General features: G+C 60.4%; 16 protein-coding genes. 5 read left to right on the forward strand and 11 right to left on the reverse strand.

All coding sequences use genetic code 11. The annotated features are described in order from the left end of the window. Positions 1–82: 82 nt before the first annotated feature. Positions 83–3,127, reverse strand: a complete 3,045-nt coding sequence (gene ydiJ, locus RLCC275e_RS27490) for a D-2-hydroxyglutarate dehydrogenase YdiJ (protein WP_033183342.1) — start codon at positions 3,125–3,127, stop codon at positions 83–85. A gap of 313 nt (positions 3,128–3,440) precedes the next feature. Between ydiJ and RLCC275e_RS34405 the strand changes: the two genes are divergently transcribed. Next, a complete protein-coding gene (locus tag RLCC275e_RS34405; RefSeq protein WP_245485127.1) occupies positions 3,441–3,602 on the forward strand; it encodes a hypothetical protein in 162 nt (53 codons plus the stop codon). Here RLCC275e_RS34405 and RLCC275e_RS27500 read toward each other — a convergent pair. The 3 genes from RLCC275e_RS27500 to RLCC275e_RS27510 all read right to left on the reverse strand — a co-directional run bounded on the left by RLCC275e_RS27500 (position 3,583) and on the right by RLCC275e_RS27510 (position 5,991). Continuing rightward, complete coding sequence (locus RLCC275e_RS27500) at positions 3,583–3,840, reverse strand: hypothetical protein (RefSeq protein ID WP_033183341.1); 258 nt, start codon at positions 3,838–3,840, stop codon at positions 3,583–3,585. The genes RLCC275e_RS34405 and RLCC275e_RS27500 overlap by 20 nt on opposite strands. A 54-nt stretch (positions 3,841–3,894) precedes the next feature. Next, positions 3,895–5,523 (reverse strand): chaperonin GroEL, encoded by a 1,629-nt coding sequence (gene groL, locus RLCC275e_RS27505; RefSeq protein ID WP_033183340.1) that lies wholly within the window; start codon positions 5,521–5,523, stop codon positions 3,895–3,897. Positions 5,524–5,676: 153 nt separating this feature from the next. Next, the gene (locus RLCC275e_RS27510; RefSeq protein ID WP_033183339.1) at positions 5,677–5,991 is read right to left on the reverse strand and encodes a co-chaperone GroES; all 315 of its coding nucleotides are present in this window, start codon (positions 5,989–5,991) and stop codon (positions 5,677–5,679) included. A gap of 346 nt (positions 5,992–6,337) precedes the next feature. On the opposite strand from RLCC275e_RS27510, the gene RLCC275e_RS27515 reads away from it, so the two are divergent. From RLCC275e_RS27515 to RLCC275e_RS27530, 4 genes are all read left to right on the forward strand, one after another. After that, complete coding sequence (locus RLCC275e_RS27515) at positions 6,338–6,628, forward strand: hypothetical protein (RefSeq protein ID WP_033183338.1); 291 nt, start codon at positions 6,338–6,340, stop codon at positions 6,626–6,628. Positions 6,629–6,736: 108 nt separating this feature from the next. Next, positions 6,737–7,099: a hypothetical protein gene (locus RLCC275e_RS27520; RefSeq protein ID WP_033183337.1), complete on the forward strand. Its 363-nt coding sequence runs from the start codon at positions 6,737–6,739 to the stop codon at positions 7,097–7,099. 53 nt (positions 7,100–7,152) lie between these two features. After that, the gene (locus RLCC275e_RS27525) at positions 7,153–7,479 is read left to right on the forward strand and encodes a DUF2934 domain-containing protein (protein WP_033183336.1); all 327 of its coding nucleotides are present in this window, start codon (positions 7,153–7,155) and stop codon (positions 7,477–7,479) included. A gap of 5 nt (positions 7,480–7,484) precedes the next feature. Next, complete coding sequence (locus RLCC275e_RS27530) at positions 7,485–7,904, forward strand: HD domain-containing protein (RefSeq protein WP_032981504.1); 420 nt, start codon at positions 7,485–7,487, stop codon at positions 7,902–7,904. Positions 7,905–8,045: 141 nt separating this feature from the next. Here the strand turns inward: RLCC275e_RS27530 and RLCC275e_RS27535 are convergent, their stop codons facing one another. From RLCC275e_RS27535 to RLCC275e_RS27565, 7 genes are all read right to left on the reverse strand, one after another. Further along, positions 8,046–8,315 carry a cyclase gene (locus tag RLCC275e_RS27535; RefSeq protein WP_130708007.1) on the reverse strand — a complete coding sequence of 90 codons (270 nt, stop codon included), beginning with the start codon at positions 8,313–8,315 and terminating at the stop codon, positions 8,046–8,048. Positions 8,316–8,359: 44 nt separating this feature from the next. Then, positions 8,360–8,623 (reverse strand): hypothetical protein, encoded by a 264-nt coding sequence (locus RLCC275e_RS27540; RefSeq protein ID WP_033183335.1) that lies wholly within the window; start codon positions 8,621–8,623, stop codon positions 8,360–8,362. Between the two features lie 199 nt (positions 8,624–8,822). After that, on the reverse strand, positions 8,823–10,673 hold the full coding sequence (locus RLCC275e_RS27545) for a DUF2264 domain-containing protein (protein WP_033183334.1): 1,851 nt from the start codon (positions 10,671–10,673) through the stop codon (positions 8,823–8,825). Between the two features lie 77 nt (positions 10,674–10,750). After that, a complete protein-coding gene (locus RLCC275e_RS27550; protein WP_033183333.1) occupies positions 10,751–12,025 on the reverse strand; it encodes an ABC transporter substrate-binding protein in 1,275 nt (424 codons plus the stop codon). Between the two features lie 40 nt (positions 12,026–12,065). Beyond that, a complete protein-coding gene (locus RLCC275e_RS27555) occupies positions 12,066–12,791 on the reverse strand; it encodes a DUF624 domain-containing protein (protein ID WP_033183332.1) in 726 nt (241 codons plus the stop codon). Positions 12,792–12,811: 20 nt separating this feature from the next. After that, positions 12,812–13,921, reverse strand: coding sequence for an ABC transporter ATP-binding protein (locus RLCC275e_RS27560; protein ID WP_033183331.1), 1,110 nt, complete (start codon positions 13,919–13,921; stop codon positions 12,812–12,814). Positions 13,922–13,936: 15 nt separating this feature from the next. Next, the gene (locus RLCC275e_RS27565) at positions 13,937–15,109 is read right to left on the reverse strand and encodes a glycoside hydrolase family 88 protein (RefSeq protein ID WP_033183330.1); all 1,173 of its coding nucleotides are present in this window, start codon (positions 15,107–15,109) and stop codon (positions 13,937–13,939) included. Between the last annotated feature and the right edge of the window lie 3 nt (positions 15,110–15,112).

A 15,112-nucleotide genomic window follows, 5' to 3' on the forward strand; every position in this document is an offset into this window, starting at 1 on the left:
TCCGGCTGAGATCATGATTATCGAGGTATCGTGAGGCGCAACTGAAGCGGTTCCGTTTCTCGGCTAGGTATCTGAATGATCCCTATTGCGCGAAGTCTGGCTTTTCAGCAATTATCCGACCGATGACCTGAAACGGATGGGAAATGCGCTTGTCGTCGATTTCCTTCACCTGAGAGCGGCAGGAATATCCCGTTGCCATGAGGATATCGCCTTCGCCTGCCGCATCCAGCTCTGGCTTCCAGCTCATCGCATAGAGGCGCTCGGAAATCGCCCGGTTACTGGCCTCGTGGCCGAAGGTACCTGCCATTCCGCAACAACCCGTCTGGGCTGTCTGAAGATCGATGCCGAGGCTCGCGAATACCTGTTTCCATTGCGCAACGGAGGCCGGCGCATTGGTGCGCTCGGTGCAATGGGCCATCAATCGGAAGCTCTTACCTTTGATGGCGGAGGGTGACGTGGCAAGCCGTCTGAGGTTGGCGACAAGCCATTCCTGCGGAAGGAGAATGGTCGCCTTCAGCACCCCCTTGTATTCGCTGCGGAACGCAAGCGTCATCGACGGATCGAGCCCGACAAGCGCCACGCCCGCATCATCCAGCCGCTGAAGATAGTGCGCGGTCCGCTCGGCCGCAGCCTCGAAGCGTCCGAGATAGCCATGAACGTGCAGGGCTTTGCCATTGACGTGGGACGCGGCGAGGAAGGGCGAAAGCCCCATATTCCGCGCGAGCCCTATAGCGGCGAGGGCGACCGCAGGATCGAAATAGGCGGTAAACGCATCGGCGACGAAGATGACGCTCCGCTGCCTCTCACTCGGCGACAAGGCCTCGATCCGCTGAGGGGTCGCCAGCGGCACGCCGAGGCGGGCGGCTTCTTTCGCCAGAGAGATCCGCGGCAGGCGAGGCAGGGACGTCAGGCCGGCAATGCGCATCATCATCCTGCCGGCGTGCGTGCCGACGACCAAGTTGTAAGCCGGCCGTATCCGGTGGACCAGCGGCAGGGTGGTCTCGATGGCTGCGACGAGCGGATCCTTCAGCGGACGGAGGTAGCGTCCGTAGTAAAGCTCCAGGAATTTGGAGCGGAAAGCCGGGACGCTGACTTTCACCGGACATTGTCCCGCGCAGGCCTTGCACGCCAGACAGGTGTCCATCGAAGCGCGGACCTCGTGGGAAAAGTCGCCGCGATTTTGAGGGTTCAGCGAGTTGAAGACGCGCCGAGCGAAGCTCGCGAGCGGAACGCTCTGCCGCAGGCGTTTTGCCTCCTGGCGGGGATCGATGCCTTTCTCGGCAAGCAGCCTCAGCCATTCCCGCATCAGAGCGGCGCGGCCTTTGGGCGAAAAACGCCGGTCGCGTGTCGCCTTGTAGGAGGGGCACATGGGGCTCGTTTCGTCGAAATCGAAACAGGCGCCGTTGCCGTTGCAATAGGCGGCGTTGTCGAAGGCTGCGCGGATCTCGTTGCCGATGATGCGGTCGGTATCTCCCCGCAGCGGAACCTCGTCGATCTTCAGCAGCGCTTGGCCGGAAGGACTTGCGATCTTGCCGGGGTTAAGACGGTTTTCCGGATCGAAAGCCCGTTTGATCTCCTGCAGGCTGGGATAGAGATCGCCGAAGAATTCCGGGACGTATTCGGAACGCACCCCCTTGCCGTGTTCCCCCCAGAGCACACCGCCATATCTACGCGTCAGCGCCACGACGGCGTCGCTGACCTCCCGGACCAGCCGGACATGGTCATTGCGGGTGAGATCGAGGGCAGGCCGCACGTGCAGGACGCCGGCATCGACATGGCCGAACATGCCGTAGGAAAGGCCGGCGCCATCAAGCAATGCGCGGAACTCGCGGATATAGGCCGCGAGGTTTTCCGGCGGCACGGCGGTGTCCTCGACGAAGGCGACGGGCCTGACCGGCCCATCCACATTGCCGAGCAGGCCGACCGCCCGTTTGCGCATCGACCAGATCGCCTCGACGTCGGCATGATCCCGCGCAATCGTATAACCCAAGTGACGCGCATTTGCGCCCGTGGCAAGCGCGGTGGTCACCTCGGCCAGTTTGCGTTCGAGTTCGGCTTCATCGTCGGCGAGCACTTCGGCGATATTGATGCCGTTCATGGTTCCGCCTGCATCGTCGGGAAAAAAGCGGGCAATGCCCGTCCAGACGATATCGCCCCTGGCAAGGCCTAGAACTTTCTCATCGACCGTTTCCACCGAGGCGACCTTGAGCGCCACAAGCGTGCGGGCATCTTCCAATGCGGTGTTGAAGTCCCCGTAACGGATGTTGATCAGCGCCGCATGGGCGGGAATCGGCAGAAGGTTGAGTTCGGCTTCGGCGATTATCGCCAGCGTTCCCTCCGAGCCGCAGAGAATGACATTGAGGTCGAAGCGTCCGTCGCCGCGCCGGATGTGAGCGAGGTCGTAACCGGTCATATAGCGGTTGAGTTTCGGAAAAATCTCGGCGATCCGGTCGCGATTTTCCCGCGCGATCCGTTCGACCGTCCTGTGGATCTCACCGACGCAGTCTTGGCGCCCGACGATCTCTTCGAGCGCCGTTTCATCGAGTGGGCGCGACCACCAGTCGGTCCCATCCGCGAGCACGATGCGCAATCCCAGCACGTGGTTGCTGGTCTTGCCGTAGAGGCATGAACCCTGGCCGCAGGCATCGGTGGAGACCATGCCGCCGATGGTGGCGCGATTGGAGGTGGAAAGTTCCGGCGCAAAAAACAGCCCGTAGGGCTTCAACGCCTGGTTCAGCTGATCCTTGACCACGCCCGCCTGGACCCGCGCAATTCTCCTGATCGGGTCGATCTCGAGAATGGAATTCATGTGTCGCGAGCAGTCGACGACGATGCCTGAGGTGAGGGATTGACCGTTCGTGCCGGTCCCGCCGCCGCGCGGCGCGACAGTGATCCCCCGAAAAGCCGGCTCCGCCAGAACGGCCGCCGTGATCTGCAGGTCTTCAACGCCCCGCGGGAAAAGAATGCCGGCCGGCTCGACCTGGTAGATGGAATTGTCGGTCGAAAACACGGTCCGGCTTGCCGGACCGGTCTCGATGTCACCCTCGAATCCTGCCTCAACGAGCCGTTGGAAGAAATCCGCGGGGGGAACAGGGATTGAAGCGTTCGGTCGGAGACGGGGAATCATTCTCTCAGAAATGCACAAAAGATCTGATCCTTGTCAATTCCACCGGCTAGCTGACTAAGGCCGGCGCGGTCGGGCGTGCGGCCCGAGCCGGTCTAGAGGCGAAATGGCGTCTGACGTCATCGAGGCGGAACTCTTATATCAGCCACGAAAACGTTATTCGCAGCAGATGCTAAATCTATGTCGGAGTCACTCCGTCGCGGCGAGGTGTGCGCGAGCGGGTCGAAAGGCTGCGCGAAATGGGCTGAGGGTCTACGCTGTCGGACGAAGCCGACGCCCTCCACGTACTGTCACGCGAAAGCGGCTATCAGGGCTGATGCGTTCGACGCCGCTGAATTCGGTGCAGCCCTTGCACATCGCTTCGATCATCTCGAATGCCAAAGGGCTTCCCGTCTTCGTCGACGTCGCCAGGATAGAGGTCTTCCCGACACACCAGGCGACCGGCGGCGACAGCATGGTCAAATTTCCTGAGCAGTAGGCGGGCGCTCGCTCGTTTCGAAAAGGCCGCGGGCCGCTTCGAGCATCGACATCAGGTGATCGGGGTCGCACACGCCCTGTCGGTAGAGCTCGATGATGATGCTCGCCGTTCGTTCGGCTTCGTCGCTGTCCTTTTCCACCTGGTATTCGGATCTGATCTTGTCGAAGACCCGCTGGCAGATTTCAAGATCGCGGGAGTCCAGCGGTACCTGCGATCGGTTTTTGATCGTTTGAACCATCTCTATTCCCTCAGATAGGGCCCGCCCAGCGAGGCCGGCGGGCCGGCAAACGCCTTAGAAGTCCATGCCGGGGCCGGCGGGCATTGGCGGCGGCGCGTCCTTCTTGGGTTTCTCGGCGATCATGGCTTCCGTCGTGACGAGAAGACCGGCGATGGAGGCCGCATCCTGCAGCGCGGTTCGAACCACCTTGGCTGGATCGATGACGCCCTGTGCATAGAGGTCGCCATACTCGCCCGTCTGAGCGTTCCAGCCGTAAGAGAATTCGCTTTTCTCGCGCAGCTTGCCGACAATGACCGAGCCTTCCGCTCCGGCGTTTTCGGCGATCTGGCGAGCCGGCGCCTCGACCGCGCGGCGAACGATGTCGACACCGACGCGCTGGTCAGTATTGGCGGTCTTGACATTGTCGAGCGCCTTGACGGCGCGCAGCAGCGCCACGCCGCCGCCCGGCAGGATGCCTTCCTCGACCGCCGCTCGGGTTGCATGCAGCGCGTCGTCGACGCGGTCCTTCTTTTCCTTCACTTCGACTTCCGTCGAGCCGCCGACGCGGATGACGGCAACGCCGCCGGCAAGCTTGGCAAGGCGTTCCTGCAGTTTCTCGCGGTCATAGTCCGAGGTGGTTTCTTCGATCTGGGCCTTGATCTGGGCAACGCGGCCTTCGATGTCGGACTTGGCGCCTGACCCATCGACGATCGTGGTGGTTTCCTTCTCGATCGAAACCTTCTTGGCACGGCCGAGCATGTCGAGCGTGACGGATTCGAGCTTGATGCCGAGATCTTCGGAGATGACGGTGCCGGCGGTCAGGATGGCAATGTCTTCGAGCATGGCCTTGCGGCGGTCGCCGAAGCCGGGCGCCTTGACGGCGGCGATCTTCAGGCCCCCGCGCAGCTTGTTGACGACGAGCGTAGCAAGAGCTTCGCCTTCGACGTCTTCAGCGATGATGAGGAGCGGCTTGCTGGATTGGACGACGGCTTCGAGAACCGGCAGCATCGATTGCAGGTTCGACAGCTTCTTCTCATGGATGAGGATATAAGGGTCTTCGAACTCCACCCGCATCTTGTCGGCATTGGTGACGAAGTAGGGGCTGAGATAGCCGCGGTCGAACTGCATGCCTTCGACGACTTCGAGTTCGGTCTCCGCAGTCTTTGCTTCTTCGACGGTGATCACGCCATCATTGCCGACCTTTTCCATGGCTTCCGCCAAAAAGTGGCCGATTTCGGCATCGCCATTGGCGGATATGGTGCCGACCTGGGCGATTTCGGAATTGTTGGAGATCTTGCGGGCGTTGGCCTTCAGTTCCGCGACGATGGCGGCGACCGCAAGATCGATGCCGCGTTTCAGGTCCATCGGGTTCATACCCGACGTGACCGCCTTGGCGCCCTCCTTGACGATTGCCTGGGCCAGTACCGTTGCCGTCGTGGTGCCGTCGCCGGCGACGTCGCTGGTCTTCGAAGCAACTTCGCGGACCATCTGGGCGCCCATGTTTTCGAACTTGTCTTCGAGTTCGATTTCCTTGGCGACCGAAACGCCGTCCTTGGTGATGCGCGGGGCGCCGAAAGATCTTTCGATCACGACGTTGCGGCCTTTCGGGCCGAGGGTCGCCTTTACGGCGTTGGCCAGGATGTCGACGCCACGCAGCATCTTCTCGCGGGCTTCGGTGCTGAATTTAATTTCTTTAGCAGCCATGTCCTCACTCCTTCATAGGCAGCCAGAGTAATTCCAGGAAAAGTGCGACGCGGTTTTCCTTTCGGAATTGCGTCAGAAATAAAAGGTTGGAGCGGTTCTGCGTTTCCATGAAAGGCTGAAACGTTCCAGCATTGACTGATGTCCGCAGGGATCTCAGGCGGCCTGCTTCTTTTCGCCCTGCGGTTCGATGATCCCCATCACGTCGCTTTCCTTCATGATCAGCAGGTCTTCGCCATTGATCTTGATCTCGGTGCCCGACCATTTGCCAAACAGGATGCGATCGCCAGTCTTGACGTCGAGCGCCTGGATTTGGCCGGCGTCGTTGCGCGCGCCGGGGCCAACGGCAATGACCTCGCCTTCCTGCGGTTTTTCCTTGGCGGTGTCGGGAATGATGATGCCGCCCTTGGTCTTTTCCTCTGAAACGACCCGGCGGACGAGAATGCGGTCGTGAAGCGGTCGGAACGACATGTCTTCCTCCATCGACAAACAGTGATGACGTTGTCTTTAGCCGGACCGGATGACCAATCCGGGCGGGTGCTCGCGCGCGAGCCTCGTGAGAATGATTTGGTTCGATGGTTTTGCAATTCAAGAGGTGATGGAAGAAAAATTGGCACTCCCTGCTCGTGAGTGCTAACGCCCGGTAGGGAACAGAAAATTGCCTCCCGCGTTCGAACAATGAAGGCGACGGCGTGGTGCCGGAGGCGACTTCGAGCTGCATTGAGGCTTGAATCGGGATTTCGGCATTCCCAACTCTTTGGTGATCGAGGCTTGCTTAAGCTCGGTCATCGTCCCACGTCTTTTTGGAGTGAGTGACATGGAAGAACAGACCAATATCATCAAAGACCTCAGTGTCGAGGAACGCGAGGAAATTCTCGTCGATATCGCCCGTACGCTGGAGGACACGGCACGTGAGGCCTATGTCGAAGGCAATACGCAGTTTGCCGCACTTTCCAACAACATGGCCGAAGCGATCCGCGTCAATGCCGATGAACTCGCCCGTGATGATCCAGAAAATGCCGAGCTCGTATTTCAGCAGGCGACGGCGATGATCTCCCAATTCGAGGCCGTACACCCCTATCGAATGGTGAGTATGGCCGTCCATTGATCGCCGGATGCGTGGCCCCGCCTCGATCCCCCGCTCAAATCAATCGCCCACCACGCGGAACTCTCACTGCTTGCGAAGGTTATGGGATCACAACTCGAAAGGTGATCCATGACGACTTTCAAATCCAGCGTGCCGCCCGAGAGCGGCACAGATGACGCGCGTTCCGCCGATACAGAACGGGCCGAGACCGATCGCAAAAGGGCATTGGAAACAGCCCGACGCAACGCCAGCTCGGCATTAAATCGTGATAGCGGCACCGAAACCGAAACCCCAAGCCTGAAGCTTGCAAAAGAATATCTCAGCCTCGGCGGCCACCGTCGATCCATGATCGACGACAATATCACCGATGTTCGCCAATGGGACGAGGATCCGCCGGAAGCCGAACGGTTCTGGAAGGAGCGGGTGGAGACGCTTCCAAAGGATCAACGCAAACAGGTGGAGGATTTTCTTCCAACCATCAACACGCCCTGAGGCGGCTGGGCCCGTTCGTCGAACGGCTCATTCCAATGCGCTTGGAGGAGATCATGGCTATAGACAAGCACGAGCAGATACGCCAGCGCGCCTACGAAATCTGGGAGGCCGAGGGCCGCCCGGATGGCGCCGACCAGCGCCATTGGCTTCAAGCCTGCGACGAACTGTCGGGCGAGGATGAGAATGAGACGCTGCAGAATCTGCTCGATGAAGACGACAGGGATGACGCAGCGCTTCTTCAAGGCGCCGGTGAGAGCGGCGATTTCGATCGGCCACGAGCGAGGGCTGTTCAGGCATCCAAGGCTCCGGTGGCTGACATCGAAATGACGACGGGCGAAAAGTCTTCCCGGCGGAAGATCAGGAAGACCGAGGGACCGTGATCGCTATGCAGCATCTCGACCATGCCATCCAGATCGCTCTTACAGCCCACGAAGGTAAGGCGGACAAAACCGGCCGGCCGTTCTTCGAACACTGCCAGAGAGTAGCCCTTCTCGTTTCCGGCGACGAGACTCGAACGGTCGCTTACCTTCATGACGTCGTCGAAAAGGGAAGCGGCTGGACGCTCGACAGGCTGAGGGAAGAAGGCTTTCCGCCGGCGATCATCTCGGCGGTGAATGCTCTGACACGGCGGCCGGACGAGCCGGATGACGACTTCGTCAGACGTGCAGCATCAAACCCGCTGGCCTTGCCAGTCAAACGGGCCGATCTTGAAGACAATCTCCGGCAGGCCGAACAAGCTGGCAAGAAAACGGAAAAATACCAGCGCGGCCTGGATCTCCTGCGTGACATCAGGAACGGACAATAGGAACGCGGACAAATTTGCGCAGTTCGCCTGCAACTGCCACCAAGGTCGGCAATCGGCGCAAGAGCGAACTGCTCGGCGTGTCATGTGAGCGAGCGCAACCTGGAGTCCGCTGTGCAGCGGCGGAGGCCGTTTGGCCTTATTTCATGCTTTGTTGGTGAACCACACCGTCGGCGCGCCGAGCACTCCTCCCGTGCGCATCGCCGTCTTCAGCTCGTCCAGCTTGCTGAACGTTTGCGCCGCTTCAAGCGTGGCAAAATCGTGGGTGACGGTAATATCGTTCGGATTGTCGATGGCTCGATAAACGGCTTGCGCCGTCACCCCATTGGCCTTCTGCACCGGCGAAAACGCATCATATATCTTGCGCCAGGCGGCGTAATCGGAGACCTCGTGCCTTACGAATAACGTCGTCATATCATCCTCCCGCGTTGCATTTTCAGGTTTGGTTGAGACGCCTGTTACGATTGCACGAGGAACACCAGGGTCTCGGGCAAGACGCCGTCATGCGCCATCGCATCGGCCGCTGCCTTGGTCTGCATGAAGGCCATCAATTTATCCATATCAGCAACGTCCATGACCAGGCCGACGCGGTTCGACGGCTGAGGGTCTGTAAACGTGCGAATGTTCGTGACGCCGATCGGTTCGAATATCTGCTTACGCATTGGTGAAGCGAGCCAGTGTTTCGTGTCTTTGACATTGTGATGGACCATTATGGTAGGCATTGCATCCTCCTCCAGCCTTGAAAAAAGAAAGGCCAGTACATCACTACGCTTTGCTCAACGTTAGTTCAACAATATTACGATTAAGGGATGTTTTGCTGTTTTTGCCGAATATATAAATATAATTATTTGGAGTAATCCGAAAATATTATGGTTGTCCACCGCTTTTGGCGCGTGTTATTTTTCCGGCAATGGCTTTGAGCTACGGATGAAGGGCGAATGCCGGCACTCTTACGCCTTTGTTGCGAAAGAGCCGCTCCAGCTCGTCGAGGCGGGGGCAGGCGGGCGGATTATCGAGCGCTTTTGCCCAAATCTCGCGACTGGGCAGGGCCATTGCCGCAGTTGCGAGCACGGTGGTTCCGGGACCGATGTCACCGCGCAGCTGCGGCAGCAGGGTCTTGGCGTGGATGAGATTGGTGTTCGGGATCGGGCTCATCGCATGGCCGGCCCTTCGATCGGGCGATAGATCGACGATGCCGCTGACGTCGGTCTGTCCATACCAGACGGCCCGGCCATCGCTTGCATCGGAGCGGTCGGCATTGAAATCCGCGCGCTCGATCGCAAAACCGCCCTCGATGGTGCTGAGGGCGCGTGGCGTGGCGATGCGGTGCAGGCGGATGTGCCACGGATTTGCAGGAAGCAGCCAGGTTTCGATAACGACATCGTTCCACGGGCGCCAGCGCGAATAGAGCAGGTCGCCTGTGATCAGCGCCTCTTCGAGGGTTTCCCGCATGCGGAAATGGACGCCGTCGTCGGAGAGGCCGAGCATGCCGTCGAAACTTGCGGCGGAGAAATTCCGGTCGTCGGCTTCGATGTTGAAGGCGTAGCGCGTGGAGTAGACGAACTTCGAATATTTCTCGTTTGCGCCGAGCATCTTGTCGTGCTGCTGCCCCGAGGAGAGCACGACCACATTTCCCGGCGTGTGCATGGCGACCATTCCCGCTTGTTTCAGCGCAACCGGCTCCGGAAATTCCGGCTGCGGGGACTCCTCGGAGGTCCAGAATGGATGATCCCCTACAAGGGCGAGCGGCAGAAAGAATTTCAGCGCCCAGTAGGGCGAGCCGGGAGAGTTGTAACTCTCGCTCATGAAGAGGTTCGGATAGCCGTAGCCGACGGAAAGAATGCCGTCGCGGTCGGCAATCGGCATGGCGGACCACCAGCGGATATGGCGTATGTAATAGCCCTTGATCTCCGCCCAGGGCAGCGCTTCGACGCCGGCAAAGGCAAGCGCGCCCCAGAAACCGCCGGCCGCAAAGCGGTAGGTCTGGCTGCGGCCGAAGGCAAGGGCAGCGCCATCCGGGCCGAACCAGTGACGGATATCGCTGGCGAAGATCTCGGCGCGATCGCGGAAGCGATCCTTGCGCGCCTCGTCGCCCTTGGCCAGCACCGCATAGATCAGGCCGTAGTAATGCATGGCGAAGGGAATGTAGTGATCGACCCGCCGGACCGGCCCGTCGCGATACCAGCCTTCCCCGAGGTCGAAAGCCTCCGCTTCGTCGAGATAGGCAAGGGTTTTCCGGTGATCGAACGCCACGCTCACGCGTTCCAGCCCGAGATCGATGAGCACACGGAAGAATTTCCAGTTATTGTCGATGAATTCCAGCTCGCGTGCTCTGAGAAGATAGGCAGCGACCGTCTTCTTTTCGCTGTCGTCGAGCGGTTCCCAGATGTGCTCGGGCACGAGCGCCAGGGCGAAACCGACGGCGGCGAGCTCGACCAGCCGCTGATTGCGGTCGGCAAGATCGCCCCAATATTCGGGGTGAGCAGGATTGGTGCCGTTTGCGAGCCCGCGCCGATAGAGGTCCCAATGCGGAAACGCGCCGCCGCCCGCAGCGAGAGGAACGATCCCCCAGAGCGGCCGCGCAAATCCCTCCAGATCCGCCGCCGCCCGGTCGAAGATCGCGCCGGCTGCACCGAGGCGCACACGGGCGCCGCCTTCGGAAAAATACGGCAGCAGCGGCTCGAAGAGATCGATGACGGCCTTGGCGAGGTCGTCGCGTGTCTTCAGGGGATTGCCGAAAAGCGGATTGGCCCGGGCGGGATCATATATCATTGTCAGGCTCGAAATTCATGAAAAACAGGATCGGCCGCGGGCAGATATTGCCCGCGGCCGTCGACATTTCTGGACGCTTACTTGATGGCCTTCACGCCTTCGGTCATTTCCTTCAGCCCGTCATCGACGGAGGTGCTGTCGGTCATGATCGCGTCATGCACCCGGTTGAGCACGACCTCGATCTTGGCGGCGTTCGGGTTGACCGCCATCTCCAGGTAGGTTTTCGACGGCTTCAGCGCCTCCTTGCTGGCGGCATCCTCAGGAAAGCCGGGTGTTGCCGCGATCTTGGCGCTGACGTCATCCGTCTTGAGCGCAGGGAAGGTACCCGTCGACGCGATGACTGCTGCGCCCTCAGGACCGGTGACGAACTTGATGAAATCGAGCGCGGCATCCTTGTGGTCGGAATTGGCGTTGACCGCCAGGCCCGAGATCTGCGCAGCGGTCGTGCCGGTTGCCACACCGTCGGGATGCGGGAACTTGACGATGCCCCAGTTCTTGCTCTTCGATTCACCAGATTTCACCTTGGTGATCTGGGTGCCGACGAACCAGGTTCCCATCGGCAGCATGCCGATCGTGCCGTTGAAGAAGAGCGCCGAATAATGTGTGTTCGACGTCTTCAGAAAGGCATAGGAGGGAATTGCGCCATCCTTCTGCAGGGTCAGCGCCCTCTCGTACCAGGGCTTCAGGAAGCCGTAGTCGCCGTCAACAAGCGTGTGTTTTCCGTCGAGGATGCCGGGCAGCTGAACGGCGGACCGCCAGGTATGCAGAAGCGCGCCGTAGGTCTTGTTGGTGCCCATGCCGCCCGAAAGCTTCTCGGCGGTCTCGTCGAACTGCGCCCAGGTCATGTCATTGGTGGGGTAGGGGACGCCTGCCTTGTCGAATATATCCTTGTTGTAATAGACGACCCAGAAGTCGGAGCGGAACGGCAGGGAGTAGATCTTGCCATCGATGGTCAGTTCCTCGATCAGGCCGCCAAAGGGAGCCGGGTCGATCTTCTGATCCTTCACGAAGCCGCTGAGATCGGCGATGTTACCAGCGCGCACCAGATTGGTGTAGCCCGGCACATCCTTGATGGTGACGATGTCGATGTCCTTGGAGCCGCCGGTCAGCTGCGTCGAGATCATCTGCTGGTAGTCTTGCGAGCCGAGGTCCATCGGCTCAAACTTCACGTTGGGGTGTTTGGCCTGATAGGCCTCGATCAGCGGCTTGTAATAGGCGGTCTTGTCCCAGTCCCACAAAGCCCATTTGAGCGTCACGGCGTCCTGAGCAAGCGCTGCGCCGGCCGTCGTCGCGGCCAAGGTGAAACCTGCCAAGGCAAGTTTCATCGTCCTCCCGAATTTATCCAAATACATTCCCGTTCTCCTTCCCTGGATCATCTCTGAATCAGTTATTTTATGAAGCGTCTCGTCTATGCGGTTCGCGGTGCGGCTGTGTTGCGTTTGGCAGTTGTAGAACCGTCACCGCCGCCCGATGAACGCCGAATGCGACGGCGAACATTCCGAGTGAAAAATTGAAGGTTGCCGGCATGAACACCGAAACCGGATAGAAGAGGATATGCGCCAGCCACAGGCTGGCAGCGAAGGCGAGCGCGCCAAGCGCCGGGAGCGGACGGATGATGGAGGCGAGCGCGGCGAGGCGCAGCAACCTCAGAGCCGGCAGATCGCGCATCACCAGCAGAACGATGAGATGGCAGGCGAGAACCGCGATGAAAGCGGTGGCAACGAGCGCGATCGTCAGCGGTGCGCTGAGCAACAGATTGTCGCGTGCGCCCGCGGCATAGGTGACGATCGCATAGAGGCCGATTGCAAGCGCACCGCCCAACGCCAGGCCCCAGCCGGTGGCGCGCCAGAAGTAGCGCAGAAAAGCTTCCGTGAAGTCCCTGAGCAGATAGGTGTTGCGATCTTCCACCACGGCGACCGAGACCCGGGCCATGGCGGCGAGCGCTGCCGGCAGCGTCACGACGAAGAGGCCTAACAGGATGAAGAGGATGTTCAGCTTGACCATCTCCCACCATTCGCGGACGAGGATCTCTGCGAACAGGGCAAGGCCGGTCCTCTTCGGCGCATCCTTCGGAATGCCCGGCCCCTCCCTCGTCCACATGTCCCGCAACCACTGCATAGCCGTCTCCCGCAGGCGTCTCAGTATAGAATCGAGCGTTCCGTTTCCTTGTCGAACAGCTGCGCATTGGTCATATCGGCGACCAGCGTCGCCTCCTCGCCGATATCAGGCCGGTAGCGCGGCGAGACGCGGGCGATCAGATTGCGACCGCCTGCCACCATGTTCAGGTGCACTTCCGATCCCATCGGTTCGGCAAGTTCGACGACCGCCTTGAGAAGCGCCAGGTTCTCGGGCGCGATATCGGCCGGCGGCAGCTCGTGGAAATTCTCCGGACGGATGCCAAGCACCAGTTCGCGGCCCTCGTAGGGGGCGATCCTGCTTTTGTCGAAATCGGCAGGCAGCGGCAGTTCCCGGCCGTCGAAGACGGCGACGTAGCCGTCGCCCCGGCGCAGAATGGTCGAGGGCAGCATGTTCATCTGCGGCGCGCCGATGAAGCCGGCAACGAACATATTGACGGGGCGGTCATAGAGGTTCTGCGGCGTATCCACCTGCTGGATGTGCCCGTCCTTCATGACGACGATCCGATCCGCCATGGTCATGGCCTCGACCTGGTCATGGGTGACGTAGATGAAGGTGGCGTTGAGGCGCTTGTGCAGCTTGGTGATTTCGGAGCGCATGGTGCCGCGCAGCTTGGCGTCGAGATTGGAAAGCGGCTCGTCGAGAAGGAAGACCGCCGGATTGCGCACCATGGCGCGGCCGAGCGCGACGCGCTGGCGCTGCCCGCCCGAAAGCGCCTTCGGCTTGCGGTTCAGCAGATGAGAGATGTCGAGGATCCTGGCGGCGTCCTGCACCTGCGCGTCGATGAAGTCGCGCGACACCTTCCTGAGCTGCAGGCCGAAAGCCATGTTCTTGTAGACGGTCATATGCGGATAGAGCGCATAGTTCTGGAAAACCATCGCGATATCCCGATCCTTGGAAGGGACGTCGTTCATGACGTCGCCGCCGATCTTGAGCTCTCCTCCCGATATTTCCTCGAGGCCGGCGATCATCCGCAGCGTCGTCGATTTGCCGCAGCCCGACGGGCCGACCAGAATGATGAATTCCTTGTCTGCGATCTCGAGGTCGATGTCGTGGACGACGGTGAGCGCACCGTAGCTCTTGTTCAGCTCTTTAAGCGAAATGCTGGCCATCGAGTTCTCCTGAATTCACCAATAGGAAGACCAGCTGCGCGAAAGGCGCGTCAAAGCTTCCATGTAATAATAATCTCCCCAGGAGACGCACTCATCGACACCCTCGCCGCGGCAGGTGTTGAACGGCGATTTCTTCGAATAGGTGGCGTGCAGCACCAGGCCGTTGGAGACGGTAGGGTCCTTGACCGCATAATGATCCGCAAGGCTCTTCATCATGCGGCGCGCCAGCGTACGATAGCGTGCGGCCGGTTCCGGCTCGACGAGATCGGCCATTTCCAGAAGGCCGCAGGCGGTGATCGACGCCGACGAGCTGTCGCGCGGCTCGCCGTCGCCGTCCGAAAAGACGAGGTCCCAATAAGGCACCATGTTGGCCGGCAGCCGGTTGAGATAGAAGGCGAGCAGCCGGTCGAAGGTTTGGCGATATTCCTCGAGCCGTTCATAGCGATAGGAGAGCGCCATTCCAGCGATTGCCCAAGCCTGTCCGCGCGCCCAGGCGCTATCGTCTTTGTAACCCTGTTTGGTGGCGCCGCGCACCGGCGCTCCGGTGACCGGGTCCATGTAGAAGGTGTGATAGGTGGAATCATCCGGCCGCACCGAGTTGGCGAGTGTGGTGCGGGCGTGAATGAGCGCGATCTCGCGGTATTTAGGATCGCCGGTTTCGCGGCTCGCCCAGTAGAGAAGCGGCAGGTTTAAGAGGCAGTCGATGATGTAGCGGTATTCTTCCGCCACTCCCTTGCGGCCCCAGGCCTGGATGAACTGGCCGATGGGCTGGAAACGCTCGATCAGCTGGTCGGCGGCGAGCAAGGCGGCCCTGCGGCCATCCTCATCTCCGACGAGCTTCCAGGCGGCAATGCAGGAGGGTGAATAGAGAAAGCCCATGTCGTGATGGTCGGTCTCGATGCGGTTCACGATCCGATGCAGGAACGACTGGACCTGGATCTGCGCGGCGTCGCGGAAAACCGCCTCGCCGCTATGCTCGAAAGCGAGCCACAGCTCTCCGGGCCAGAAACCCGCGGTCCATTGGTCGTTCGCCACGGCGGGATAGAAATTTCCGACGCTCGAATGGTTCTGCGAGGCATGGGTGAACTGGGGGAGGTTGCGCCTGATCTGCTCGACGGCAAGATCAAGCGCGGCTTTGACCTCCTGGTCGGTGATCGGCTGCGGGGCGACGGACGAGACGGCGTTCATGGA

Source organism: Rhizobium brockwellii (assembly GCF_000769405.2).
Taxonomy (GTDB): domain Bacteria; phylum Pseudomonadota; class Alphaproteobacteria; order Rhizobiales; family Rhizobiaceae; genus Rhizobium; species Rhizobium brockwellii.

Coding starts and splice junctions, on each gene's coding strand:
- ydiJ (WP_033183342.1), bottom strand. CDS start 3,127: ATGATTCCCCGTCTCCGACCGAACGCTTCAATCCCTGTTCCCCCCGCG.
- RLCC275e_RS34405 (WP_245485127.1), top strand. CDS start 3,441: ATGCGTTCGACGCCGCTGAATTCGGTGCAGCCCTTGCACATCGCTTCG.
- RLCC275e_RS27500 (WP_033183341.1), bottom strand. CDS start 3,840: ATGGTTCAAACGATCAAAAACCGATCGCAGGTACCGCTGGACTCCCGC.
- groL (WP_033183340.1), bottom strand. CDS start 5,523: ATGGCTGCTAAAGAAATTAAATTCAGCACCGAAGCCCGCGAGAAGATG.
- RLCC275e_RS27510 (WP_033183339.1), bottom strand. CDS start 5,991: ATGTCGTTCCGACCGCTTCACGACCGCATTCTCGTCCGCCGGGTCGTT.
- RLCC275e_RS27515 (WP_033183338.1), top strand. CDS start 6,338: ATGGAAGAACAGACCAATATCATCAAAGACCTCAGTGTCGAGGAACGC.
- RLCC275e_RS27520 (WP_033183337.1), top strand. CDS start 6,737: ATGACGACTTTCAAATCCAGCGTGCCGCCCGAGAGCGGCACAGATGAC.
- RLCC275e_RS27525 (WP_033183336.1), top strand. CDS start 7,153: ATGGCTATAGACAAGCACGAGCAGATACGCCAGCGCGCCTACGAAATC.
- RLCC275e_RS27530 (WP_032981504.1), top strand. CDS start 7,485: ATGCAGCATCTCGACCATGCCATCCAGATCGCTCTTACAGCCCACGAA.
- RLCC275e_RS27535 (WP_130708007.1), bottom strand. CDS start 8,315: ATGACGACGTTATTCGTAAGGCACGAGGTCTCCGATTACGCCGCCTGG.
- RLCC275e_RS27540 (WP_033183335.1), bottom strand. CDS start 8,623: ATGCCTACCATAATGGTCCATCACAATGTCAAAGACACGAAACACTGG.
- RLCC275e_RS27545 (WP_033183334.1), bottom strand. CDS start 10,673: ATGATATATGATCCCGCCCGGGCCAATCCGCTTTTCGGCAATCCCCTG.
- RLCC275e_RS27550 (WP_033183333.1), bottom strand. CDS start 12,025: ATGTATTTGGATAAATTCGGGAGGACGATGAAACTTGCCTTGGCAGGT.
- RLCC275e_RS27555 (WP_033183332.1), bottom strand. CDS start 12,791: ATGCAGTGGTTGCGGGACATGTGGACGAGGGAGGGGCCGGGCATTCCG.
- RLCC275e_RS27560 (WP_033183331.1), bottom strand. CDS start 13,921: ATGGCCAGCATTTCGCTTAAAGAGCTGAACAAGAGCTACGGTGCGCTC.
- RLCC275e_RS27565 (WP_033183330.1), bottom strand. CDS start 15,109: ATGAACGCCGTCTCGTCCGTCGCCCCGCAGCCGATCACCGACCAGGAG.